Annotated in this window: 20 protein-coding genes, 2 tRNA genes and 2 rRNA genes (1 of these 24 cut by a window edge); 14 read left to right on the top strand and 10 right to left on the bottom strand. The window is 33.4% G+C overall.

Annotation, left to right across the window (positions count from 1 at the left end):
• Positions 1–121: 121 nt before the first annotated feature.
• The 5 genes from ACY2IJ_RS08625 to ACY2IJ_RS08605 form a co-directional block, all read right to left on the bottom strand.
• On the bottom strand, positions 122–640 hold the full coding sequence (locus ACY2IJ_RS08625) for a ferritin (RefSeq protein ID WP_476723956.1): 519 nt from the start codon (positions 638–640) through the stop codon (positions 122–124).
• Positions 641–743: 103 nt separating this feature from the next.
• Positions 744–2,501, bottom strand: a complete 1,758-nt coding sequence (aspS, locus tag ACY2IJ_RS08620) for an aspartate--tRNA ligase (RefSeq protein ID WP_476723955.1) — start codon at positions 2,499–2,501, stop codon at positions 744–746.
• Between the two features lie 123 nt (positions 2,502–2,624).
• The gene (gene mscL / locus ACY2IJ_RS08615) at positions 2,625–3,059 is read right to left on the bottom strand and encodes a large conductance mechanosensitive channel protein MscL (RefSeq protein ID WP_476723954.1); all 435 of its coding nucleotides are present in this window, start codon (positions 3,057–3,059) and stop codon (positions 2,625–2,627) included.
• Between the two features lie 9 nt (positions 3,060–3,068).
• Positions 3,069–4,175 carry an alanine racemase gene (gene alr, locus ACY2IJ_RS08610; RefSeq protein ID WP_476723953.1) on the bottom strand — a complete coding sequence of 369 codons (1,107 nt, stop codon included), beginning with the start codon at positions 4,173–4,175 and terminating at the stop codon, positions 3,069–3,071.
• Entirely contained in the window at positions 4,165–4,758 is a 594-nt protein-coding gene (locus ACY2IJ_RS08605; RefSeq protein WP_476723952.1) for a thymidine kinase, read from the bottom strand. Before ACY2IJ_RS08605 ends, alr begins: the two co-directional genes overlap by 11 nt.
• 117 nt (positions 4,759–4,875) lie before the next feature.
• Between ACY2IJ_RS08605 and ACY2IJ_RS08600 the strand changes: the two genes are divergently transcribed.
• Together ACY2IJ_RS08600 and ACY2IJ_RS08595 are read left to right on the top strand one after the other, a co-directional pair.
• Positions 4,876–5,667, top strand: coding sequence for a hypothetical protein (locus ACY2IJ_RS08600; RefSeq protein ID WP_476723951.1), 792 nt, complete (start codon positions 4,876–4,878; stop codon positions 5,665–5,667).
• Positions 5,668–5,669: 2 nt separating this feature from the next.
• The gene (locus tag ACY2IJ_RS08595) at positions 5,670–6,278 is read left to right on the top strand and encodes a DUF4254 domain-containing protein (RefSeq protein ID WP_476723950.1); all 609 of its coding nucleotides are present in this window, start codon (positions 5,670–5,672) and stop codon (positions 6,276–6,278) included.
• Between the two features lie 94 nt (positions 6,279–6,372).
• Here the strand turns inward: ACY2IJ_RS08595 and ACY2IJ_RS08590 are convergent, their stop codons facing one another.
• The 3 genes from ACY2IJ_RS08590 to ACY2IJ_RS08580 all read right to left on the bottom strand — a co-directional run bounded on the left by ACY2IJ_RS08590 (position 6,373) and on the right by ACY2IJ_RS08580 (position 11,701).
• The gene (locus tag ACY2IJ_RS08590; protein WP_476723949.1) at positions 6,373–8,964 is read right to left on the bottom strand and encodes a phosphoenolpyruvate carboxylase; all 2,592 of its coding nucleotides are present in this window, start codon (positions 8,962–8,964) and stop codon (positions 6,373–6,375) included.
• A 124-nt stretch (positions 8,965–9,088) separates the two neighbouring features.
• Positions 9,089–10,387: a tRNA lysidine(34) synthetase TilS gene (tilS, locus tag ACY2IJ_RS08585; protein WP_476723948.1), complete on the bottom strand. Its 1,299-nt coding sequence runs from the start codon at positions 10,385–10,387 to the stop codon at positions 9,089–9,091.
• 30 nt (positions 10,388–10,417) lie between these two features.
• Entirely contained in the window at positions 10,418–11,701 is a 1,284-nt protein-coding gene (locus tag ACY2IJ_RS08580; protein WP_476723947.1) for an anthranilate synthase component I family protein, read from the bottom strand.
• A 122-nt stretch (positions 11,702–11,823) separates the two neighbouring features.
• Between ACY2IJ_RS08580 and ACY2IJ_RS08575 the strand changes: the two genes are divergently transcribed.
• Together ACY2IJ_RS08575 and ACY2IJ_RS08570 are read left to right on the top strand one after the other, a co-directional pair.
• Positions 11,824–12,549: an NRDE family protein gene (locus tag ACY2IJ_RS08575; protein WP_476723946.1), complete on the top strand. Its 726-nt coding sequence runs from the start codon at positions 11,824–11,826 to the stop codon at positions 12,547–12,549.
• A gap of 3 nt (positions 12,550–12,552) precedes the next feature.
• Positions 12,553–13,542, top strand: a complete 990-nt coding sequence (locus ACY2IJ_RS08570) for a DUF6695 family protein (RefSeq protein ID WP_476723945.1) — start codon at positions 12,553–12,555, stop codon at positions 13,540–13,542.
• Here the strand turns inward: ACY2IJ_RS08570 and apaG are convergent.
• Together apaG and ACY2IJ_RS08560 are read right to left on the bottom strand one after the other, a co-directional pair.
• A complete protein-coding gene (gene apaG, locus ACY2IJ_RS08565; RefSeq protein WP_476723944.1) occupies positions 13,535–13,921 on the bottom strand; it encodes a Co2+/Mg2+ efflux protein ApaG in 387 nt (128 codons plus the stop codon). The genes ACY2IJ_RS08570 and apaG overlap by 8 nt on opposite strands.
• A gap of 50 nt (positions 13,922–13,971) precedes the next feature.
• Positions 13,972–15,204 (bottom strand): type IX secretion system plug protein, encoded by a 1,233-nt coding sequence (locus tag ACY2IJ_RS08560; protein WP_476723943.1) that lies wholly within the window; start codon positions 15,202–15,204, stop codon positions 13,972–13,974.
• A 216-nt stretch (positions 15,205–15,420) separates the two neighbouring features.
• On the opposite strand from ACY2IJ_RS08560, the gene ACY2IJ_RS08555 reads away from it, so the two are divergent.
• From ACY2IJ_RS08555 to ACY2IJ_RS08510, 10 genes are all read left to right on the top strand, one after another.
• A complete protein-coding gene (locus ACY2IJ_RS08555; protein ID WP_476723942.1) occupies positions 15,421–16,773 on the top strand; it encodes a Na(+)-translocating NADH-quinone reductase subunit A in 1,353 nt (450 codons plus the stop codon).
• Positions 16,773–17,915, top strand: coding sequence for an NADH:ubiquinone reductase (Na(+)-transporting) subunit B (locus ACY2IJ_RS08550; RefSeq protein ID WP_476723941.1), 1,143 nt, complete (start codon positions 16,773–16,775; stop codon positions 17,913–17,915). Before ACY2IJ_RS08555 ends, ACY2IJ_RS08550 begins: the two co-directional genes overlap by 1 nt.
• Before the next feature lie 2 nt (positions 17,916–17,917).
• Entirely contained in the window at positions 17,918–18,616 is a 699-nt protein-coding gene (gene nqrC, locus ACY2IJ_RS08545; protein WP_476723940.1) for an NADH:ubiquinone reductase (Na(+)-transporting) subunit C, read from the top strand.
• A gap of 2 nt (positions 18,617–18,618) precedes the next feature.
• On the top strand, positions 18,619–19,293 hold the full coding sequence (locus ACY2IJ_RS08540; protein ID WP_476723939.1) for an NADH:ubiquinone reductase (Na(+)-transporting) subunit D: 675 nt from the start codon (positions 18,619–18,621) through the stop codon (positions 19,291–19,293).
• A 74-nt stretch (positions 19,294–19,367) separates the two neighbouring features.
• Positions 19,368–19,982: an NADH:ubiquinone reductase (Na(+)-transporting) subunit E gene (gene nqrE, locus ACY2IJ_RS08535; protein ID WP_476723938.1), complete on the top strand. Its 615-nt coding sequence runs from the start codon at positions 19,368–19,370 to the stop codon at positions 19,980–19,982.
• Positions 19,983–20,003: 21 nt separating this feature from the next.
• Positions 20,004–21,299, top strand: a complete 1,296-nt coding sequence (gene nqrF / locus ACY2IJ_RS08530; RefSeq protein ID WP_476723937.1) for an NADH:ubiquinone reductase (Na(+)-transporting) subunit F — start codon at positions 20,004–20,006, stop codon at positions 21,297–21,299.
• An 855-nt stretch (positions 21,300–22,154) separates the two neighbouring features.
• A 16S ribosomal RNA gene (locus ACY2IJ_RS08525) occupies positions 22,155–23,676 on the top strand.
• Between the two features lie 86 nt (positions 23,677–23,762).
• Positions 23,763–23,836: transfer RNA gene (locus ACY2IJ_RS08520), tRNA-Ile, on the top strand.
• Between the two features lie 110 nt (positions 23,837–23,946).
• Positions 23,947–24,020 (top strand) — tRNA-Ala (locus tag ACY2IJ_RS08515).
• A 217-nt stretch (positions 24,021–24,237) separates the two neighbouring features.
• Positions 24,238–24,372 (top strand): 23S ribosomal RNA (locus ACY2IJ_RS08510); it runs 2,658 nt beyond the window's last position.
• Together the 16S and 23S rRNA genes with 2 tRNA genes alongside form the textbook arrangement of a ribosomal RNA operon.

The raw sequence follows: 24,372 nt of genomic DNA, 5'->3' as shown, positions 1-24,372 counted from the left end.
AACATGAGCTTTGTTCAGGAGCTACAACTTGAGTAGGTACGTTTTTAAACATAATTTGCACTGATTAAGTATCTTAAAATCAGTGCAAATATAAGTTTTATTTTAAATAAATCTAAATTAACTATTCGTTTTTGGCATTTATTTCTGTCTGAGCAACAATGCTTTCTATATCTTTGTCAAATAAATAAGTACCACTTTTGTCGTCTCCAATAATTTTTAACTTATCTAATATGGTTCTTGCCAAAGCTTCTTCTTCTGCTTGTTCTGCTACGTACCACTGTAAAAAGTTGTGTACAGTGTAGTTTTTTTCTTCTAAAGTTTGAAATACTAAATGGTTGATACTTTCTGTAACGGCTTCTTCACTTTCTAAAAACATAGTAAAAAGTTCGTGTAAATCTTTAAAAGCATCTTTAGGGGCATCTAAACTAGGAATGGTTGCTTTTCCTCCTCGTTCGTTTACAAACTTTACCAATTTAAGCATGTGAACTCTTTCTTCTTCGGATTGGTTGTAAAAGAAACCAGCCACACCATTGTATCCTATTACTTCTGCCCACGTTGCCATGGCTAAGTATTTCATAGATGCGTTAGCTTCTAATTGTATTTGTGTATTTAGTGCTTCTTCTATGGTTATTGATAACATATTTTTATTTTTTAGTTGATTATGATAAATTTTAAAAAAACAATACGGATGACTTTTTTAAGATTTATGTTAAATTTAGTGAACTCTATAAAGTATTACAACTTTATTCTTTTGAAGTGTTTAGATTTATATGTAGTTCAGACAAAACTTCTTGCGTAACAGCAGCAGGAGCATTAATCATTACATCTCTACCTGAATTGTTTTTAGGGAAAGCAATAAAATCTCTAATGGTTTCTTGTCCTCCTAAAATTGCAACCAATCGGTCCAAACCAAAAGCCAAACCTCCGTGTGGGGGTGCTCCATATTCAAAAGCATTCATTAAGAATCCAAATTGTTCTTTGGCTTCTTCTGCTGTAAATCCTAAATGTTTAAACATTAAAGATTGTGTTTCTTTATCGTGAATTCTAATAGATCCCCCTCCAATTTCGTTTCCGTTTAAAACCAAATCATATGCGTTGGCTCTTACTTTTCCAGGATCGGTGTCTAACAAAGGCATGTCTTCTGGTTTAGGACTTGTAAAAGGATGATGCATTGCGTGGTATCTTTCAGTTTCTTCATCCCATTCTAGCAAAGGAAAATCTATCACCCACAATGGAGCAAACTCGTTAGGTTTTCTTAAACCTAAACGTTCTGCCAATTCCATACGCAAAGCAGAAAGTTGAGCTCTTGTTTTATTTGCAGGACCTGACAATACACAAATTAAATCCCCTGGTTTGGCTCCTGTTGCTTTTGCCCATGCAGCCAAATCTTCCTGATCGTAAAACTTATCTACAGATGATTTAAAGGTACCGTCTTCGTTACATTTTACATAAACCATTCCTAAAGCACCTACTTGCGGACGTTTTACCCAATCAATTAATTTGTCAATTTCTTTTCGGGTATAACTAGCAGCTCCTGGTACAGCAATACCCACCACCAATTCAGCATCGTTAAATACTTTAAATTCTTTTTGTTGCGCAACATTATTCAACTCTCCAAACTCCATTCCAAAACGGATGTCTGGTTTGTCGTTACCATAAGTTTTCATGGCGTGTTCAAAAGTCATTCTTGGAAAATCTCCAATTTCTACATTGTTTACTTTTTTTAGTAAATGACGAGTCATTCCTTCAAAAATGTTTAAAATATCTTCTTGTTCCACAAAAGCCAATTCACAATCAATTTGTGTAAATTCCGGCTGTCTGTCTGCACGTAAATCCTCATCACGGAAACATTTTACAATCTGAAAATATTTGTCCATTCCACCTACCATTAATAATTGTTTAAAGGTTTGTGGTGATTGTGGTAAGGCATAAAACTCTCCTTCATTCATTCTAGAAGGTACAATAAAATCACGAGCTCCTTCTGGAGTTGATTTAATTAGATAAGGAGTTTCAACTTCTATAAAATCTTGATTAGATAAGTAGTTACGAACTTCTTGAGTAACTTTACTTCTAAAAATTAAGTTGTTTTTTACAGGATTTCTTCGAATGTCTAGGTAACGATATTTCATACGAATATCCTCTCCACCATCGGTTTCGTCTTCAATGGTAAAAGGAGGTAAGTTGGCTTGGTTAAGAATGGTTAATTTTTTAACCAAAACTTCTACATCTCCAGTAGGAATATTTTTGTTTTTAGCCTCTCTTTCAATAACAGTTCCTTGTACTTGAATTACAAATTCACGTCCTAAAGTTTTGGCTTTTTCAATTACAGAAGCTTCTGTTCTTTCTTCATCAAAAATCAATTGAGTAATTCCGTAACGATCACGTAAATCAACCCATATCATGAATCCTTTATCTCTTGATTTTTGAACCCATCCTGATAAGGTAACTTCTTGATTTATATTTTCTATTCTTAACTCTCCGTTAGTATGACTTCTGTACATTTTTATGCTTTAAATTAAAGGTGTAAAGTTACTTTTTTAATCTGATGTCTGAAAGGTAAAATTTTGTTTGTAAAGACCTATTACAACTTATGCTTTACCAAAGTTTTGATTAAGGTTTTAAGTTTATTTTTTTGCTAACAAATCTCTAATTTCTGCTAACAATTGTTCTTGTGTAGGTCCTTTGGCTTTGGCAATTTCTTTCTTTTTTGTTTTTTCATAGGCTTTTAAGAAAACAAAAATGACAAAGCCTATAATAATAAAATCAATAACAGCTTGTATAAAATTTCCGTAAGTAATTACAACGGCTCCAGCTTGTTTGGCTTCGGTTAGGGTGTTAAATTTTCCTTTGCCTAAAACAAGAAATAAATTATTTACGTTTTTTCCTGTTAAAAATAAACCCACAAACGGCATAATAATGTCTGCAGCTAAAGAGCTTACAATTGTTTTAAAAGCTCCCCCTATAATTACGGCTGTAGACAAACTTACAATGTCGCCTTTCATTAAAAAAGCTTTAAACTCTTTGTAAAAACCTGTGGTTTTAGTTTTAAGTGCTTCCATAAAAATGGTTTAATAAATAAATGTTCTTTTAATTCTTTGTGCTATAGCCGTTAGAATTTCGTAAGAAATGGTGTTGCATATTGTAGCAAATTCTTCTACGGTTTTTTGGTTGTTAAAAATAACAACTTCATCACCTTCTTTACAGTTAATGTGAGTTACGTTTACCAAAATCATATCCATACAAACATTTCCTGCAGTGTATGCTTTTTGTCCGTTAATGGTAACATATCCATTTCCACAACCTAAAGGCCTAGAAAAGCCATCGGCATGGCCAATTGGAATAATGGCTATTTTTTCGTCCTTTTGGGTAATTAGAGCTCTGTTATAACTAATACTTTCTCCTGCTTTTACAGTTCTAATTTGTGAAATAACAGATTTTAATGTGGCTACGTTTTTTAATTGAGCAGTTTCTTTAGCATCGTTTCCAAATCCATACAAACCAATTCCCAATCTAACCATATCAAAATGAGCATTAGGGTAGTTAATAACTCCCGATGTATTACTCATATGAACCGTAAAACGGTCAGTTAATTTTGACTGTAGTTGCGTAATAATATTGTTAAAAGTTGTGATTTGTTTCTCCGTAAATTCTTTTTCATTTAAATCTTCACTAGCAGCTATGTGCGAAAATGCAGAGGCAATTTTAATGGTTGAATTGTTTGTGATAACTTCTAAAAGTTCCTCAACTTCATCTTCATTAAAGCCTAAACGATTTAAACCAGAATTAAACTTTAAATGCACAGGATATTCTTTTAACTTTTGCTCTTTAGCAAAAGTTAAAAATTGTTTTAAAGTATGTAGTGAGTAAATATTAGGTTCTAATTTGTACTCAACCAATAAAGAATAATTTTGTGGTTGTGCGTGCAACACCAAAATAGGAGTTTTAATGCCTTTTTCTCTTAATAAAACCCCTTCGTTAGCATAGGCAACACCAAAATAATCAACCCTTTCTTTTTCTAATTCGCTAGCAATGTTGCTAGGCTCTAATCCATAAGCAAAAGCTTTTACCACAGCCAACACTTTTGTATTGGGTTTTGTTTTGCTTTTTAAATATTGGTAATTGTGTTTTAAGGCAGATAAATTAATCTGTAATTCTGTAACGTGCTTATTTTTCATTGGAGCTATTTTTAGCTTTGTAATAAGCAGCTCTGCTCAATGGTTCATAAGCATCGTTTTCACCTAACATAACTTGTTTGTTGTTGCTTGTTGTTTTACGGTGACTGTAGTGAGCTAAATTTCCTGTTTTGGTGCAAATTGCATGTACCTTGGTAACATATTCTGCAGTAGCCATTAAATGAGGCATAGGTCCAAAAGGGTTTCCTTTAAAATCCATATCTAAGCCAGCAACAATAACTCTAATTCCTTTATTGGCCAAATCATTACATACGCTTACAATTTCATCGTCAAAAAACTGAGCTTCATCAATTCCTACTACATCAACATCATTGGCTAACAACCTAATATTAGCAGCTGCAGGAACGGGAGTAGATCTAATGTGTTTTTCATCATGAGAAACCACATTTTCTTCATCATATCTTGTATCTATAGAGGGTTTAAAAATCTCTATTCTTTGTTTGGCAATTTGTGCACGTCGTAGTCGTCTAATTAGTTCTTCTGTTTTACCAGAGAACATAGAACCACAAATAACTTCAATCCAACCAAATTGCTCTTTATGGTTTACGGTGTTTTCAAGAAACATTTTGTAATTTTATCAGTGTTAGTGTCTATCTAATATGCTTAATTTAGCACATTGATAAGTTGCACAAATTTATCAAATAAAAATGAACCTCTCGAATCAAAATTTATCAAACTATTTATGCAAAAAAAATTAGAAGCAGAATTAATGAGTTTGGCTCATAGTATTCTAAAATTAAAAAAAGGAGATGATGTGGTTTTGTTAAAAAACAAAGCCTACCAGGTATACGAAAAACTAACGGTTTTGGCATATATAGAAAATTATGTTAAAGAAACGCCACAAAATAAAAAAACGGTAAGTGAACTAATTGAGGAAACGTTTGTAACACCTAAAGAAACTGTTGCAGAACCTTTGCTAGAAGAAGTGGATGAAAAAGACATAAAGGAGGTTGAAGCTATTACAGAATCTACTACAATTCAAGAAACCATAGTCCAAGAAACAGTGGTAGAAGAAAAAATAGTACATGTAGAAACAGACATACACAAAGAACCTAAAGAAGATAGTGTTGTAGATTTGTTTTCTAAGGTTGATGATATAAAACATAGCTCAGATGATAGTTCTAAAGAGTTGAAAAATACATTAGAAAAAGAATTTGGAGCTACAGTTTCTTTAGATGTAGCTACTGATATTTTTGAAAATGCAGAGAGAATAAACCCCAAAAAATCGATAAATGAATCTATAATGCAGCAAAAAAATCTGCAAATAGATTTAAACGATAGAATTGCTTTTGTAAAAAATTTGTTTGATGGCAGTCAGGAAGATTTTAATAGAGTAATTTCGCAGCTGAATACAATGGATTCTCAAAAAAATGCTACAACTTTCCTAAAAATGATAAAAAAAGATTATAATTGGGACGGAAAAGAAATTTATGAGGAAAGGTTGTTGTTATTAATAGAAAGGAAATTTAATTAAAGATGAGTTTAAAAGCACAAGATTTTAATAAAATATTTGATGCAGTGATAGCAAAATATCACATAGTGGATGATGTAGATCAGCCTTTTAAGAATGAGTATGATGCAAGTACTTTAGAGCATTTGTTATATAGAAAATGTTGGATTGATACTGTTCAATGGCATTATGAAGATATTATTCGTTTGCCAGAAATAAATCCTACAGAAGCCTTGGCTTTAAAAAGAAAGATAGATGCTTCTAATCAAGATAGAACCGATATGGTGGAGTATATAGATAGCTACTTTTTACAGAAATATGCAGATGTAGAAGTGAATAAAGGAGCTAAAATTAATTCTGAAAGTCTGGCTTGGGCTATTGATAGGCTGTCTATTTTAGCTTTAAAAATATATCATATGAAAGAAGAAGCTACCCGTGAGTCTGCTTCGGAGAATCATAAAGCAGCTTGTCAGAAAAAATTAGATATTCTATTGGAACAAAGAGTAGATTTGTCTACGGCAATTAATGATTTAATTGAAGATATAGAAAAAGGAGAAAAGTACATGAAGGTTTACAAACAAATGAAAATGTATAATGACGAAGAGTTGAATCCGATGCTGTATAACAAAAAATAAATAAGAACTTTTTATAGACTAAGTTCTTTTACAAAAAACAAAAGCCTTTCTAAATAGTTAGAAAGGCTTTTTATGTATAAACTACTTTTTAATATTAAGCAGAGTTTCTACTAGCATTTGTATTTCCAAATAGGGAACGAGTTACAATTTTTTCAAAAGTTTCTAAGCGTTTCGCATCAGGATTTGCTTCTCTACTCATGTTTTGTACTTCTCTTAATGCATATTGTTGAATGGTTAACAATGGCAATACAATAGAATCACGAACAGCAATAGATGCTTTTCCATCAGGATAATTTTGCATTAACTCTGTGTGTCCTGTTAATTTTAATAACAATCTCTTTGTCAATTCAAATTCATCATGAATAATGTTCCAGAACTCACCAAACTCTGCATCTTTTGCCATATATCTAGTCAAATCAAAGAAAGATTTTTCCATAGACATTACACTGTTTTCTAACAATGTTTTAAAGAAGTTAGAGTTGTTGTATAGATCTTGAATTTTATCAAACTCTCCTGCATCTTCGTACTTTTTAAAGGCTGTACCTACTCCAAAGAAACCAGGAACGTTTTGCTTTAATTGAGACCATGATCCAACAAAAGGAATGGCTCTTAAATCGCTAAAGTTTAATTTGTCTGACTTTGAACGTTTAGAAGGACGAGAACCAATGTTAGCTTTACCATAGAATTTTAAAGTACTCATACGTTCTAAGTAAGGCACAAACATTTCGTGGTTTTTAAAGTCAGAATATGCTTTAAAACTAGATTCAGCCAAATCTTCTAACAATTCTTTTTGTTCGTCAGATAAAGAAGCATTCATAGGATCGTTAAAAATCTTATTGGTAATTCCAGCTCCTAATAATTGCTCTATGTTGTACTGAGAAGAGTCTAAGTTACCAAAGTTAGAACTAATTGTTTGTCCTTGAATGGTTAATTGAATCTCTTTGTTTTCTATGTTTTCTCCTAAAGAAGCGTAGAATTTAGATGTTTTTCCTCCTCCACGAGCAGGTGGTCCACCACGTCCGTCAAAGAATATAACTTTAATTCCAAATTCACGAGATACTTTTGTTAATTCTTCTTTGGCTTTGTAAATTCCCCAGTTGGCCATTAAATAACCACCATCTTTGGTACCATCAGAGAAACCTAACATAATGTTTTGTTTGTCTCCTCTACTAGCAACATGAGCTCTATATTCTGGAATAGAATACAATTGTCTCATTACTTCTGGAGCAATGGCTAAATCGTCTACTGTTTCAAATAACGGAGCAACATCTACTTTTAAACCATCTTCAAAATTAGATAGGTTTAACATTGCAAAGGTTTCCATTACGTTTAAAGCTGTTTGGTTGTTACTAATAATGTAACGGTTGGCACCTTTTTCTCCATTTTCTCTTTGAATAGTTCCTATAGCTCTAATAGAACCTAAAGTTCTAACAACCATTTCTTCTGAGAATTGATCTGGATTGATGTCTCCTTTTACTTTTGCTAATACTTCTATTTGCTCGTTAGGAGATAGTTCTAAGTAATTAGCAGGGAAAGTAGTGTCTCCTTTTTCTTGTAGTTCTTTTACAATACCTGTAAATACATCGTGGTGCACACGGCTATCCTGACGGATGTCCATAGTTGCAAAATGGTATCCAAATACTTTTACTTTGTTAATAAAGCTATCCACTTCATCAACAAATAAATTACTGTGTTCTTCTTTTAAGGTTTTCTTAATAGAAATCATTTTGCTTAATAAAGACTCTACAGATATTCTGATAGGTGAATTTTCTGTAATGCAGCTGTCGTACAAAGCAGATTCTATTTCATTCATTAACTCAAAAATACCAGGGAATGTTAATCTACGTTTTAGTTGACGAACGTCTCTGTAGTAATTTTTAAGAATGGTTTGTCTTAGTTTTCTAGCAACTTTTAAGGTAGTTTCTGTGGTTACAAATGGGTTACCATCTCTATCTCCACATGGCCAGAATCCTAAGTTGATGATCTCATTATCAATATCATCACCATCAAATAAGTGCGATTGAATGTAATCGTAAATTTTACTAATTGAGTGATAAAATACGTTTTCTAGATACCAAATCAAGCTAATTGCTTCATCATATGGGCTAGGTTTTTTATCTGCAAAGAAAGTTGTTCTACCTAATTGAGCTAATAACTTTTTAATCAAACTTAAATCGTCATTTTTAATAGCTTCTTGTAAATCTGTTAAAATAGTTAAAACAGTACCTGGGTAAAATTGCGTAGGGTGTGCAGTTAATACCAAACGAGTTTTAAACTCTGTTAAGTATTGTCTTAATTCTTTTCTAACGCGTTTAGAACTAGCTTCTTCTTTAATGTTTCTGATGGTACCAACACCCGCCATGTTGTTTACAATAGGGAATGCAGCATCTTCAATAGCATCAAACAATACTACCTGACGTTCTATGTATTGAATAAATTTGAATAAAAAACTGATTTTTTCTTCTTCAGAAGTTCCAGTTTTGTATTTGTCAAAGAATTCATCTACTATTTCTGTGGGAGTTTTGCCACTTTTAAAACCTTCAATACAGCTCTCATTAAATAGGGGTAATAGTGTTCCTGTTTTGCTTACACTGTCAAAAGGTAAGGTGGAAAAAACACTGTTGTAAACCTGATATTTAGCAAGAACATTGTCGTTGAATCTTGTTAGTTTGGTTTGTTTAGACATGTTTTATTAGATTAATTTTTATAAATATACAACATGGACGTGTACTGTAAAAAAATATAGTAAAAAAATACAGTTATAACTAAATAGTTATAGAGTTAACAACGGATACCAATGTTGACGAATATCATTGTTTTTGTAAAAAAATAGCGTTTTTTTTAGGCTTGTTGGTAGTTAAGGTTCGGTCTGCTCTATAGCCTATTACCCAAATAATTTGATTGTTAGAGTTGCAAAGTAACCAGCATGCTTTTTTTTCTAGTTCAGAGAGTTTTAAGTCTTTAAAGTATTTGCTAATTTTTTTCTTTCCCATCATTCCAACCGGATAAAAATAATCGCCTTCTTGCCATTTTCTTACTATTAATGGAAATTGAATTTTGTCCGCATCAATAGCAATTGCGTTTGGAGATAATTCTACGGCTGTTTTAGAAACGTTTAGTTGAATGGGCAACTCATCTAATTCACTAAAGTTGCTAAGTAAGTAGTGTTCTTTTGTTTCTTGATGATGGTTTGGGTGTAAAAGAAGCACATTTCTATGAACTAATAGGGTATGTGTGCTTGATACTGTTTTTTTACCTGTTTGTGCTTGCAGCAATTTTATAATTTCGGAAGATGAATGAAATCCGTAAGGTTTAAACAATTCATAAATTTCAAAAACACTTAAAAGTGTTAGTGTTGATTTTTGAATGCTGATGATATTGTTCTCTACACGAAAAATTGAGTTTTTTAAAGCTTGAATTTTAGCGTTGATAAAAGTTTTGCTTTGATGAAGATGAGCAATAGTAGTTTTAAAATTTTCCTCAAAATTAGGGGTTAACTTGTAAAGTTCTGGAACAATATAGTGCCTAATTTTATTTCTTAAATATTTTGTTTCTGCATTGCTTTGGTCTTCTCTCCATTTTATATGATGTTCTAAAGCATATGTTTCTATTTCTTTTCTTGAGAAAGCAAGCAAAGGTCTAATAATATTTTGATTGATTGGGGGAATGCTTGTCAGCCCATCAATGCCTGTTCCTCTAGACAAGTTGATGAAAAAAGTTTCCATAACATCGTTTAAATGATGTGCTGTTAAAATATAATCGTAATTAAAGTCTGTGCACAGTTCTGTAAACCATTTATACCTTAATTCTCTAGCACCAATTTGTGTAGATACTTTATTTTTTGTGCAATATTCTTGAGTGTTGAATTTAATTGCATGAAAAGGAATGTTGTTTTTCTGAGCAAAATTTTCCACAAAAAACTCATCGGCATCGCTTTCTTGGGCTCTTAATTGAAAGTTGCAATGTGCAATTCCAAGGTTATAATCTAATTGATGAAATAAATAGGCCAATACAATACTGTCAATTCCACCAGAAACAGTTATCAATAGTTTTTGATCCTTTAAAAAAGGAAAGTTGTTTGCTAAGTGGTTTTGTAACTTTAGAAGCACGGGGTTGTTTTTTGTTAAAATTATGAAATCTTATTGTGTTAGTACTTCTCTCATTGCTTTGGCTTTTAATAAGCACTCTTCATATTCTTTTTCGGGGTTTGCTTTTGCGGTAATGGCACTACCTACAGAAAAAGACACGTATTTTTGGGTTTGGTTGTAAACAATACTTCTAATAACTACATTAAAATCAAAATCTTGGTTGGGAGTAAAGTAACCAACAGCTCCAGAATAAATTCCTCTTTTGTTGGCTTCCAGTTCCTCAATAAAATTCATTGCTGCAATTTTTGGAGCACCTGTCATGCTTCCCATAGGGTAGCAAGCTTTAATAGCATCTACAGCATGAATGTTGTCTTTAATATTGCAGGTTATAGAAGAAATCATTTGATGAACTTGTTTAAAAGTATAAATTTTACACAATTCACTCACTTTAACACTTCCTTTTTTAGCAATATGAGACAAATCGTTTCTAACCAAGTCTACAATCATTATGTTTTCTGCTATTTCCTTGGTGTTGTTTTTTAAAGCATTTATTAGAGCTTGATCTTTTAGTGTGTTTTTGTCTCTTTTAGCTGTTCCTTTAATTGGTTGGGAAAGTAAGGTGTCTCCTTGTTTTTTTAAAAACCTTTCTGGCGATCCAGATAGTAAATACAAATCATTTAATTTTAAATAGGTAGCAAAAGGAGCTGTAGAAATACTGTTCAATTTAAAATAAGTATCTAAAGGGGTAATGTTTGCATTTTCTGCGTAAAATTCCTGACAATAGTTTAGTTCATATACCTCGCCTAGATGAATTTCGTGCAGCGCTTTTTCAACTTGTTTTATGTAAGTGCTTTTGTCAACTCTACTTTTAATAGTTAAGTTGTTTTTAGTGTGTGGAATGTATTTGGTTTGTAATATTTTATTCCAATCGGTTTCAATATCGTTTTGCAAATAATCCGGATATCTAAATACAATGCTGTTTTTGGTAATTTCGATTAGTTTTTCGGGCTGAAAAAAATACAAATCAGGAAAACTGCTACCATCTATATTGTTAGAAGATAAATTTTCTACATCATTTTTTAAATCATATCCTAGATAACCAAAAGCATAATCATGAATACTATTAATGTATTGTTTTAATTTGTTAAAAGCATTTTTACTGTCAGTTTTTAGAAAACTAATAGTGTTTATGGCCAAGAATCCTTCTGTGGTAGATTTAGAATTTTCATTTGAATCTAGCCAAGCAACTGTAGAATGATTGTTTCCCCAAGTTAAAATTTGATTTTTAATTTGAGAGAGGCAATCAATAGGAAAATGTTTCTGTACGCGTTGCATGCTGGTTTATTGAAGGTGCAAATTTAACAATCTTAACAAACTGCCACGCTCTAAATATTAAAGAAGTGTAATTTTTAATAGATTTACAGACAAAAGTATGATAACTATATGAAGAAGAGCTTATGTGTACCGTAACTTATGTTCCAACAACTAATGGGTTTATTTTTACATCTAATAGAGATGAACAGGCTATAAGAGAAACTTTGCCACCTGCTTGTTATAAAGAATTGGGAGTGAATTTAGTATATCCTAAAGATAAAGTAGCCGGAGGAACTTGGATAGGTGTAACAGAACATAAACGTTTGGTTTGTTTGTTAAACGGAGGGTTTGTGTATCATGATCCTACTGTAAAGTTTCCTAAAAGTAGAGGAGTGGTAGTTACTACTATATTAACCAGTCGTAATTTGCAAAATACTTTGGAGTCTATTGATTTAGATGGAGTAGCTCCTTTTACTTTAATAGCATTAGATTGGGAAAATCATCAAAAAGCATATGAATTGGTTTGGTGTAAAAATGAAAAACACATTACAGAACTTAATATAGATGTTCCTTATATATGGTCTTCATCTACTTTATATACCGATGAAATAAAAATCGAACGTAAAAAGTGGTTTGCAAAAAAGGTGTTGTCTGGTAAGAGTGTTACCAAAGAAAAAGTTTTAGAATTTCATCAGAATAAAGATTTAGGAAATGTAGAAACGGCTCCTAAAATGAAAAGAAAATTGGTAGAAACAATTAGTACAACAATGGTGGTTAAAAATAATGTAGACTTGTCTATGGAATACCATGATTATACTGTAAACAAAAAACAAACGCTTTCCAATCTTTTTTCTGAAGTGAACGCATAGCTTATGGAGTCTGATGGAATTATAGTAATATTGTCGTATCCAGATACTGTTGTTCGTCCTGCACATACCGAGTTTTCTAGTAAAATTTGGCCATTAATAGGGGTGGGGAGTAAAAATGCAGTGCAAGCGGGACATGCTGCTTTGTTGTTAATAAACAAATCATTGGGAACTGTTGATTATTATGATTTTGGAAGGTACATTACCTCTTACGGAACAGGAAGGGTGCGGTCTAAAGAAACGGATGTAGAGTTAGAAGTTCCCTTAAAAGCCATACTATACAACAATGAATTAAAGAATTTAGATGAATTGTTGTTGTGGTTAGATAAGCATCCTGAAAAAACACATGGTGAGGGAAGACTGGTAGCTAGTGTTAACAAGCAAATTTGTTATAAAAAAGCCCAAAAGTTTATTGATGATTTAATTATGAAAAAAGAAGTTCCTTATGGTGCTTTTGTAAAAAATGGGAGTAATTGTGCAAGGTTTGTAACAGATACAATTATTAATTCATGTTCATTGTTACGGGTAAAATTCAAATTAAAAACATCTAATTTATTAACTCCAAGTCCTATAGGAAATGCCATCAAAGGTACTACCGAGAATGTGATTTTTGTAGTACAAAATCAGCAAGTAAATTACTATACCAACAGATCTGTTTTAAAGGAATATTTTACTTGTTTTACCAATAAATTTAATGGAGAGTTAAATAGAATAGGAACCGAGTTACCTAATAAAGATTTGTTTAGTTTAGAAAATGCAACTTGGCTTGGTGGTATTGGTAGTGGTGCTTGGTTTAAGATGGAAATACAGATAGAAAATAAATTTCAAATAAAAAGATATACAGCAAGCGGAAAAAATGATTTTACAGGAAGTTTTGTTTGTGAATCAGAAAAGTTTGATATAAATAAACCGTATTACTTTGTACACCCAACCAATTGTAAAGAGGTGGTTGTAATTCAAGAAAATAATAAATTTTTATTTTATAGAGTTAGTTAAGAAAAGAATCTGTTTGTAGTTGAAATTTAGGAACAGTAACTTTAAACGTAGTTTTTGTATCTAAATTTAACATGTTGTAATGTCCTTTCATAGATCCGCAATTGGAAAGTAATATGCAATGCGATTTGTATGCGTGTCTTTCTCCACTTTTTAATATGGGCTGTATGCCCACAACTCCTTCTCCTTCTACAATTTCGGTTTGATTCAAAGAATCGTAAATTTCCCAATGTCTAGAGAATAATTGAACGGTGTATGGAGATAAGTTTTCAATAATAATATAATAATCAAATAAATAATGTTTTTGTTGGTTGCGTTCTTGCATGCCACAAAAAACAGAATTTACTGATATTTTAATTCCTTGAGTAGTCGCTTCAGTCATTCATTAAAATTGATGTATTTAAATATAATCAAGAAAAAATTAGAAAACAACTAATTTTCTATTTGTTGCTTGCTGTTGGCAATTCCATAACCAACAACTTCGTAATATATAGAGTTTATAGGTTGGTAATAAACCAAGCTTTCGTAATTGTTTTCGGTTTCGTAAAAAGAACCGCTAAGGGTATGTTTGTCTAAAATATCCTCTCTTATTACAAAATCATAGTTATAAAAACCTTGTTTTAGTAAAAGGCTTGTGGTTAAGTATTTGCCAGATTCGTCAAGATGTAGTTTGTTGTTCTTGGTTAGCTGAAAGTTATTAAATGCACCATATACATAAATATCTTTGTTTTTAAAATCTTCCTGACTTTCCAAAGCAAAATGAACTTTGCTATATTCTGCTTCGGTAGCAGTATTTTCAGAGTTAAAGTTTCTAAATACAAAGCTCCCATTAATATCAGGATTGTAAACATAAAGGCTATTTGCTCTACTTTTTTTAGGAAAGAGTACAGAATGAAAATTATTATCTTCTCTATAGTTTTTAGCAACAAATCTTGAATTTCTTAAAATTTCATTATTGTCAAAATAATAAAACTCATTGCCTGCATAAAATTCAGTTTTGTCAGACGGTCTGTAAGTATAGGTGTTGTTATTTATAAACGTAGGTTTTAAAAAAGGAGTTCTGTGTTGTCTATCTCCATTCTGATAAATAAATGTTTTTAGTTCCTGATTGGGATAATTAATATTTAAACCATTTGTGTGTATTGTTAAAGCAACAGCTTGTTTTTTGTTAAGATTTGCTAAATCTCTACTTTCTGATATTTTAAGACCAACATTAATTTTTTGTTCATAAAGTGTAATTTTTCGTTCACAAACAACCGTTTCCTCTTCGTTTAAAATCTGAAAAAGATAATTTCCTGTTTTGGTAATTGTGGTGTTTTCATTAGGAATGGTAAAATTATAATGGGTGTAATTCTGTAAAGTTCCAAAAGAGTTTTCAAAATCATTTATCTGTAAATTGTTAAAACCATCAATGTAGTAAGAGGTTGGCAAACCAGATGGAGTCCAATCTATTTCACAATGTGTAATTAAATAATAATATTCGTCTTGATACCCGTTAACATCATCAAAACTAAAAGTAATAGTACTCTGTATTGGATGTACAGTATGAGGGAATTCACTTTGGTTATTTTTGATGTATACGCTTTTAATAAAATCAGCATCATTTATTTGAGAAAATAAATAACTGTTGATAAAAAGAAAGAAAAAAAAGAGTTTGTAAATCATAATTTTTTTTTGTTAAAATACTGTTTTCAAATTAATTAGTATTTATTTTTCAAGGTGCGTTTTAAATCAACGAAATAATTGAAATAAAATTACTTAGAATTATTATAAATAAAACAATGACCCTAAATAAAAGGTACTTTTGTACATCTATCAAGAATCAATTTATTTAAATTTGTTGCATATTTTATACGTACAAAATAAATTAAATTTATAAATATGTCACAAGACATTAGGGTAAAAAAAGGCTTAACAATTAAGCTTAAAGGACAGGCAGCTCTGACTACAGCTGCAACTTCTCGTTCCGCTTTCTACGCTATTAAACCTACAGATTTTCATGGTATTACACCAAAGCTTGTTGTTAAGGCAGGTGATGAAGTTGCTGTTGGTGATGTGGTTTTCTTTTCAAAAGAAAATAACAGGATTAAGTTTACTTCTCCTGTAAGTGGAATTGTGAAAGAGATTAAAAGAGGGGCTAAGCGTAAAGTTTTAGCAATTATTATTGAGGCAAAATCAGAAGATCAGTTCAAAGATTTTGAAGCAGCAAATCCTTTAGATTTAGATAAAGAAGCTGTCTTAGAAAAAATCTTAGAGAGTGGAAGCTTTGCGTATGTAAAACAACGTCCTTACGATGTTGTTGCAAATCCGGCAGATGCTCCTAAAGCGATTTTTGTTTCATCATTTGATACTGCTCCACTAGGACCTGATTATGCATATGCACTAAAAGGGAAAGAAGAGGCTTTTCAAGCAGGAATTAATGCGTTAACAAAATTAACGGAGGGAACTGTAAATTTAGCGGTAGATGGTAGCCAAGCTACTTTCTTTAGCAAGATTGAAAACGCAAACATTTTAAATGTTTACGGTAAGCACCCCGCCGGAAACGTTGGAACGCAAATAGCTGCTACAAATCCAGTAAATCAAGGTGAGAGAGTTTGGACAGTAAGCCCACAGGGAGTTGCTGTTATTGGAGAATTGTTCTTAACAGGAAAATACAATGCGCTTAAAGTTGTTGCATTGGCAGGTTCTCAAGTAAACAATCCTCAATACCATTTATTGGCAGCAGGTCAAAACATTCAAGAAGTTGTTACTCAAAATGCAATTGTAGAAGGTGCTAGAGTAATTTCTGGGAATGTTTTAACAGGAACCCAAATAGAGGTAGATGACTTTTTAGGTTTCTATGACAATGTAATTACAATTATTCCTGAAGGAAAAGAACATCGTTTCTTTGGATGGTTGCCATTTGTAGGAAGTGGATCAATTCATAGTAACTCAAAAACATCTTTTGCATGGTTAAACCCTAACAAAGAGTATGAGTTAACTACAAGTACAAACGGAGAAGATAGAGCCCTAGTAGTTACAGGAGAAATGGAAAAGGTAGTGCCTTTAGATATTTATCCAATGCAACTATTAAAAGCATGTATTGCAAATGATATTGAGAAAATGGAAAATTTAGGGATTTACGAAGTAGCTCCTGAAGATTTTGCTTTAGTTGATTATACCAACACTTCTAAATTAGAAGCTCAAGATATCATCAGAAAGGGATTAGACTTAATGATTAAAGAAGTAGGATAATGGATTTTTTAAGAAAGAAATTTGACGAAATAAGAAAACCTTTCAATAAGGGAGGTAAACTTGAAAAATTTGCCCCAGCAATCAATTCTATTGATACTTTATTGTTTGTGCCAAAACACAACACAGCCAAAGGAGCACATATTAGAGACGGAGTAGATTTAAAAAGAGTAATGGTAACTGTAATTTTTGCATTGTTACCAGCTATGTTCTTCGGAATGTATAACTTAGGATACCAACACTTTTCTCAGTTAGGAGAAAGTACAGCTGTTTTAGACTGTATGATTTTTGGAGCTTGGAAATTTTTACCAATGTTGTTGGTTTCTTACGGTGTTGGTTTGGCTATAGAAATTGCTTTTGCAGTTTACAATCAACACGAAGTTAATGAAGGATATTTAGTTTCAGGAATGTTAATTCCTTTAATTATGCCTGTAGACTTTCCTTTGTGGATGTTGGCAGTATCAGTTGTTTTTGCTGTGTTTATTGGAAAAGAAGCATTTGGAGGAACAGGAATGAATATTTTTAACCCAGCATTAATTGCTCGTGCTTTTGCATTTTTCTCTTACGCACCACAAATGTCTGGAGATAAAGTTTGGGTAGCCGATGCAAGTACAATTGATGCAGTGTCGGGAGAAACTATTTTAGGACAATTAGCAGCAGGAACAGAAGCAGGTTGGTCTGTAATGGATATGTTTTTAGGATTTATTCCAGGTTCTGTTGGAGAAACATCGGTATTAGCCATTTTAATAGGAGCTGCCATTTTAATTTTTACAGGAGTAGGTTCTTGGAAAATTATGACAGGTACTTTAATTGGAGGTGCTGCAATGGGATTAATATTTAATGCACTTGGTGTAAATGAGCTAATGAACTTTCCATGGTGGCAACACTTATTAGTAGGTGGTTTTGCTTTTGGAGCTGTATTTATGGCAACAGACCCAGTGTCCGGAGCACAAACAGAAAAAGGAAAGTGGATTTATGGTGTCTTAATTGGATTCTTTGCAATAATGATTCGTGTCTTTAATGGTGCGTATCCAGAAGGAATGATGATGGCCATTTTATTAATGAACGTTTTTGCTCCAACTATCGATCACTACGTGATTGCAGGAAACATAAAAAAACGTAAAAACCGTTTAAAAACTGCATAATTATGAACAAGAATAGTAACGCATATACGTTTATCTTCGCAATCATTATTGTAACAATTATTGCAGGATTATTAGCATTTACCGCTACCAATTTAAAACCTTTACAGGATGCAAATGTAGAAGCAGAAAAAATGCAAAACATATTATCTACCATTGGTGTAGATGTAGAAAGTAGAGATGATGCTCAAGAGAACTTTAACAAATATATTAAAGAGCAATTGGCATTAACTTTTGATGGAAAAGTAGACAAAGGAACAGATGCTTTTACCGTAGGATTAAAGAATGAGATTAAAAAACCAATAGAAGATCAAAGATACCCTCTTTACATTGCTGAAAAGGATGGAAAGAAATATTACATAGTTCCTTTATATGGAGCTGGACTTTGGGATGCTATTTGGGGATATATTGCTCTTGATGAAGATGAAAACACTATAGTGGGTGCTAGCTATGACCATAAAGGAGAAACTCCAGGTTTAGGTGCAGAAATTACAACAGAGTGGTTTCAGGATCAATATGAAGGAAAGAAAATTTTAGACAAGTCTAACGAGTTTGTTTCTGTAGTTGCCGTTAAAGGTGGTGCAAAAGCAGATGATGAACATGGAGTAGATGCTATTTCTGGAGGTACAATTACTTCTAATGGAGTAACAGCTATGATTGAAGAAAGATTGTCTCGTTATTTACCTTATTTTAAAAACAACTAGTCATGGCAGAATCAAAAGAAGCATTATTTTCAAAGCAAAATAAAGCGTTGTTATCAGATCCATTAAATGATAACAACCCAATTTCAGTTCAGGTATTAGGTATATGTTCGGCATTAGCAATTACAGTTCAATTAAAACCAGCTGTAGTAATGTCTTTAGCGGTATTGTTTGTAGTTATCGCATCTAACGTAATTGTATCATTAATACGTAATTTAATTCCAGGTCGTATTCGTATCATCGTTCAATTATTAATTGTAGCCTCTTTGGTAATTTTAGTAGATCAGGTGTTAAAAGCATATGCATATGATGTAAGTAAAGAGCTTTCAGTATTTGTTGGGTTAATTATTACCAACTGTATTGTAATGGGACGTTTAGAAGCATTCGCTTTGGCAAACGGACCATGGAAATCTTTCTTAGATGGAGTTGGTAACGGTGCAGGTTATGCATTAATCTTAGTATTGGTAGCTGTATTTAGAGAATTGCTAGGGTCTGGTAAATTATTTGGAATTGAGATTTTAGGTCACAAAGCTAAAACTATTGCAGATTCTACAGGTTTGTACGCATTAGGATACGAAAATAATGGGTTTATGTTGTTGTCTCCAATGGCATTAATCACAGTGGGTATCATTATTTGGGTACAACGTTCTAAGAACAGAAAATTAATTGAACAACACTAATCAATGTTGATTCGTTTTAACGTTTCAGATTTAAAATCAAACGCTAAACGATTCCACGATTAAACAACAAAAAAATGGAATATATTAACATCTTTGTAAAGAGTATATTTATTGAGAACATGGTATTTGCATATTTCTTAGGAATGTGTTCTTACTTGGCAGTATCAAAAACAGTAAATACAGCTGTAGGTTTAGGAGCGGCAGTAGTATTTGTATTGTCTATTACAGTTCCTGTAAACTTTTTAATAGACTCATATTTATTAAGACCAGGAGCTTTATCTTGGTTAGGAGAAGAGTATGCTAGTGTAGATTTATCTTTCTTAAGTTTTATCATGTTTATTGCAGTAATTGCATCTATGGTACAATTGGTAGAAATGATTGTTGAGCGTTTTGCACCAGCACTATATGGAGCATTAGGTATTTTCTTACCGTTAATAGCAGTAAACTGTGCAATTTTAGGAGGATCATTATTCATGCAACAAAAAGATTTTGCTAATGTAGGAGAATCTGCTGTGTACGGATTAGGATCTGGAATAGGATGGTTATTGGCAATTGTTGCGATTGCAGCCATTAGAGAAAAAATAGCATATTCTCATATTCCTGGACCATTAAAGGGATTAGGAATTACTTTCATCATTACAGGGTTAATGGCGATAGGATTTATGAGTTTCTCAGGAATCAAATTATAATAATAAAGAACAGATATAATTATGAATGTAATTGCAATTAGTATCGTTGTTTTCTTGATTATTGTTTTAATCTTAGTAAGTATCTTATTAGGAGCTAAGGCAAAGTTATTACCATCAGGAAAAGTAAAAATTACGATCAACGGAGAAAAAACAATCGAAGTAGATACAGGAAGTTCTTTATTAGCAACTTTAGGTAACGAAAAAATATTTTTACCATCGGCTTGTGGTGGAGGTGGAACTTGTTTGCAGTGTGAATGTCACGTTCACTCTGGAGGAGGTGAAGCTTTACCTACAGAAACACCTCACTTTACTCGTAAAGAATTAGCTAAAGGAGCTCGTTTAGGTTGTCAGGTAAAAGTTAAAAATGATATGGATATTTCTATACCAGAAGAAATTTTCGGAATCAAAAAATGGGAAGCTACCGTAGTTCGTAACTACAACGTAGCATCATTTATTAAAGAGTTTGTAGTAGAAATTCCAGAAGATATGGACTACAAAGCAGGAGGATATATTCAAATTGAAATTCCACCTTGTGAGGTCAAGTATTCTGATATGGATATTACAGCACACCCAACAGATCACCCAGGTGAACCTGATAAATTCCAAACAGAATGGGAGAAATTTGGTTTATGGCCGTTGGTAATGAAAAACCCAGAAACAGTAGAACGTGCATACTCAATGGCCTCTTACCCTGCAGAAGGAAGAGAAATTATGTTGAATGTACGTGTAGCATGTCCTCCTTTTGATAGAGTAAAAGGTGGATGGATGGATGTAAACCCAGGAATTGCATCTTCTTATGTATTCAATCAAAAGCCAGGAGACAAAGTAACCATTTCAGGACCTTATGGAGAATTTTTTATTAACGAAGATTCTGATGCTGAAATGATTTATATAGGAGGTGGAGCTGGTATGGCACCAATGAGATCTCACTTATATGAATTGTTCCATACCATGAAAACAGGTCGTAAAGTATCATATTGGTACGGAGGTCGTTCTAAGCGTGAATTGTTCTACATTCACTATTTTGAAGATTTAATGAAAAAATTCCCTAACTTCCAATTGTACTTAGTGTTGTCTGAACCATTAGAAGAAGATAACTGGAAGATTAAAAAAGATATTCATGATAAAGAAGGTGACGGTTTTGTAGGATTTGTACACCAATCTTTAATTGATAATTACTTAAACGATCATGAGGCACCAGAAGATATAGAATTCTATTTCTGTGGACCACCTATGATGAACCAAGCAGTAGTTAAAATGTGTGATGATTTTGGAGTGCCAAAAGAAAACGTACGTTTTGATGACTTTGGAGGATAATCAAAAACATATAAATCAAAAAGCCATTTAGATATTAATCTAAATGGCTTTTTGATTTTATAACACCCCATCACTTTTTTTATTGCCACAATTTACAATGAGCATTTTAAACCTTTATATAGAGGAAAGGAGTATAGTTAAACAAGTCTTTTTTGATTTATTGTGTCGTTACCTTTCAGGTCGGGCTATCACTACTCGCTTTTTTTGGTTTTAAATAAGAGTAATAAAGATTGTTTATGGGGTAACCATCCTAAATCTTTTCATATTTCAACAATTCAAAAAAGAGCTCAAACAAGTCGTTCTATCCCTAACGCATCTATATAATAAGTAATAAAGAAAGCTATATTAAAAAAAGAAAGAGTTAAGATTAGTGTATAAAGTACGAGTAATAAGGGGTTTAGGTATTTTAGAAAAAAATAAATAAAAAAAGGTTGAAAAAGATTAGGAAAAAAGCAAAAAAGGTGCGTATCTTTGCAGCCGCAACAGCGACTAGGCAACTAGTTTAAAGTTGAAGTTCATATAAGGTTTTAAGGGTTTTTAGAAGAGGTTTTAACAAGCTTCGCGATAGAAGAAAAAAGATTTAAAAATATTTTAAATTTTATTTGTTTTAGAAAGAAAAAAGTTCTTATATTTGCATCCGCTTAGCGAAGCAGCTAAGTTACTAACTTCTAAGGGAGTTAGTTGTATGAAGAGTCTGAAAAGACGTAAGTTCATTGATACTATTGAAAATTGACAGCGTAAAATTAAAGAGTAAATTACATGCTGATATTTGGGATTAGTTTTTCAGATATTGAGTATGAAGATTTTTTTGAGCATCATCATAATTTAAGGCATAGCAATATGTCAAACAAAATAACGATGAAGAGTTTGATCCTGGCTCAGGATGAACGCTAGCGGCAGGCTTAACACATGCAAGTCGAGGGGTAACAGAGATTGCTTGCAATTTGCTGACGACCGGCGAACGGGTGCGTAACGCGTATAGAACCTACCTTAAACAAGGGGATACCCCATGGAAACGTGGACTAATATCCTATGGTGTTAATAATTCGCATGGATTATTAATTAAAGATTTATCGGTTTAAGATGGCTATGCGTCCTATTAGTTAGTTGGTAAGGTAACGGCTTACCAAGACATCGATAGGTAGGGGTCCTGAGAGGGAGATCCCCCACACTGGTACTGAGACACGGACCAGACTCCTACGGGAGGCAGCAGTGAGGAATATTGGTCAATGGAGGCAACTCTGAACCAGCCATGCCGCGTGAAGGATGACTGCCCTATGGGTTGTAAACTTCTTTTATAGAGGAAGAAACTGTGGTACGTGTACCACACTGACGGTACTCTACGAATAAGGACCGGCTAACTCCGTGCCAGCAGCCGCGGTAATACGGAGGGTCCAAGCGTTATCCGGAATCATTGGGTTTAAAGGGTTCGTAGGCGGGCTAATCAGTCAGAGGTGAAATCCCATCGCTTAACGATGGAACTGCCTTTGATACTGTTAGTCTTGAGTTATATGGAAGTAGATAGAATATGTAGTGTAGCGGTGAAATGCATAGATATTACATAGAATACCGATTGCGAAGGCAGTCTACTACGTATATACTGACGCTGATGAACGAAAGCGTGGGGAGCGAACGGGATTAGATACCCCGGTAGTCCACGCCGTAAACGATGGACACTAGTTGTTGGGCATTAGCTCAGTGACTAAGCGAAAGTGATAAGTGTCCCACCTGGGGAGTACGGTCGCAAGATTGAAACTCAAAGGAATTGACGGGGGCCCGCACAAGCGGTGGAGCATGTGGTTTAATTCGATGATACGCGAGGAACCTTACCAGGGCTTAAATGTAGGATGCATTGTTTAGAGATAGACATTTCTTCGGACTTCTTACAAGGTGCTGCATGGTTGTCGTCAGCTCGTGCCGTGAGGTGTCAGGTTAAGTCCTATAACGAGCGCAACCCCTATTTTTAGTTGCTAACAGGTTAAGCTGAGGACTCTAGAGAGACTGCCGGTGCAAACCGAGAGGAAGGTGGGGATGACGTCAAATCATCACGGCCCTTACGTCCTGGGCTACACACGTGCTACAATGGCAATGACAGAGGGCAGCTACCTGGCGACAGGATGCGAATCTTTAAACATTGTCACAGTTCGGATTGGAGTCTGCAACTCGACTCCATGAAGCTGGAATCGCTAGTAATCGCATATCAGCCATGATGCGGTGAATACGTTCCCGGGCCTTGTACACACCGCCCGTCAAGCCATGGAAGCTGGGGGTGCCTGAAGTCGGTCACCGCAAGGAGCCGCCTAGGGTAAAACTGGTAACTAGGGCTAAGTCGTAACAAGGTAGCCGTACCGGAAGGTGCGGCTGGAACACCTCCTTTCTAGAGAAAAGAGATGTATGTTATGAGAAGTCTATTTACTTTTTAATTAGCTGTTAATTTTTATATATATACACAATCACATATTGAGTCTCGTAGCTCAGCTGGTTAGAGCGCTACACTGATAATGTAGAGGTCGGCAGTTCGAGTCTGCCCGAGACTACAACTATAGTATGTGTTTTTGTGAAACAGGAAATTCTAGAAGCAGAAATAATTACAATTACGAATTAGTAATTACTAATGACTAAAAACTAATTACTAACTACTAGTAATGGGGGATTAGCTCAGCTGGCTAGAGCGCTTGCCTTGCACGCAAGAGGTCATCGGTTCGACTCCGATATTCTCCACGATTCAATTAACAATTAACAGTTGGGAATTAGCAATTAAAAAATTGTTCATTGCACATTGTAAGATTGAAAATTGAAAGAAAGTTCATTGACATATTGATAATAATATTATAAAAATAATATTACTTGAGTAGACATTATCGTTTATCATTTAGATAGACGATTAATAAAAATACAACAATCGCAAGATTGTAAAAATTAAAGACGCAAAAGAGTACAATAAGCTAATTAAGGGTGTATGGCGGATGCCTAGGCTCTCAGAGGCGAAGAAGGACGTGATAAGCTGCGATAAGCTACGGGGATTTGCACATAAGAGTTATATCCGTAGATTTCCGAATGGGGCAACCCACTA

Source organism: Wenyingzhuangia gracilariae, from assembly GCF_056387575.1.
The sequence above is the reverse complement of the archived record's forward strand: the minus strand, read 5'-3'. Positions and strand labels throughout refer to the sequence as shown.

What these genes read in the sequence shown, in the direction of transcription:
- ACY2IJ_RS08625 (WP_476723956.1), bottom strand. Translation starts at nt 640, where the DNA reads ATGTTATCAATAACCATAGAAGAAGCACTAAATACACAAATACAATTA.
- aspS (WP_476723955.1), bottom strand. Translation starts at nt 2,501, where the DNA reads ATGTACAGAAGTCATACTAACGGAGAGTTAAGAATAGAAAATATAAAT.
- mscL (WP_476723954.1), bottom strand. Translation starts at nt 3,059, where the DNA reads ATGGAAGCACTTAAAACTAAAACCACAGGTTTTTACAAAGAGTTTAAA.
- alr (WP_476723953.1), bottom strand. Translation starts at nt 4,175, where the DNA reads ATGAAAAATAAGCACGTTACAGAATTACAGATTAATTTATCTGCCTTA.
- ACY2IJ_RS08605 (WP_476723952.1), bottom strand. Translation starts at nt 4,758, where the DNA reads ATGTTTCTTGAAAACACCGTAAACCATAAAGAGCAATTTGGTTGGATT.
- ACY2IJ_RS08600 (WP_476723951.1), top strand. Translation starts at nt 4,876, where the DNA reads ATGCAAAAAAAATTAGAAGCAGAATTAATGAGTTTGGCTCATAGTATT.
- ACY2IJ_RS08595 (WP_476723950.1), top strand. Translation starts at nt 5,670, where the DNA reads ATGAGTTTAAAAGCACAAGATTTTAATAAAATATTTGATGCAGTGATA.
- ACY2IJ_RS08590 (WP_476723949.1), bottom strand. Translation starts at nt 8,964, where the DNA reads ATGTCTAAACAAACCAAACTAACAAGATTCAACGACAATGTTCTTGCT.
- ACY2IJ_RS08580 (WP_476723947.1), bottom strand. Translation starts at nt 11,701, where the DNA reads ATGCAACGCGTACAGAAACATTTTCCTATTGATTGCCTCTCTCAAATT.
- ACY2IJ_RS08575 (WP_476723946.1), top strand. Translation starts at nt 11,824, where the DNA reads ATGTGTACCGTAACTTATGTTCCAACAACTAATGGGTTTATTTTTACA.
- ACY2IJ_RS08570 (WP_476723945.1), top strand. Translation starts at nt 12,553, where the DNA reads ATGGAGTCTGATGGAATTATAGTAATATTGTCGTATCCAGATACTGTT.
- apaG (WP_476723944.1), bottom strand. Translation starts at nt 13,921, where the DNA reads ATGACTGAAGCGACTACTCAAGGAATTAAAATATCAGTAAATTCTGTT.
- ACY2IJ_RS08560 (WP_476723943.1), bottom strand. Translation starts at nt 15,204, where the DNA reads ATGATTTACAAACTCTTTTTTTTCTTTCTTTTTATCAACAGTTATTTA.
- ACY2IJ_RS08555 (WP_476723942.1), top strand. Translation starts at nt 15,421, where the DNA reads ATGTCACAAGACATTAGGGTAAAAAAAGGCTTAACAATTAAGCTTAAA.
- ACY2IJ_RS08550 (WP_476723941.1), top strand. Translation starts at nt 16,773, where the DNA reads ATGGATTTTTTAAGAAAGAAATTTGACGAAATAAGAAAACCTTTCAAT.
- nqrC (WP_476723940.1), top strand. Translation starts at nt 17,918, where the DNA reads ATGAACAAGAATAGTAACGCATATACGTTTATCTTCGCAATCATTATT.
- ACY2IJ_RS08540 (WP_476723939.1), top strand. Translation starts at nt 18,619, where the DNA reads ATGGCAGAATCAAAAGAAGCATTATTTTCAAAGCAAAATAAAGCGTTG.
- nqrE (WP_476723938.1), top strand. Translation starts at nt 19,368, where the DNA reads ATGGAATATATTAACATCTTTGTAAAGAGTATATTTATTGAGAACATG.
- nqrF (WP_476723937.1), top strand. Translation starts at nt 20,004, where the DNA reads ATGAATGTAATTGCAATTAGTATCGTTGTTTTCTTGATTATTGTTTTA.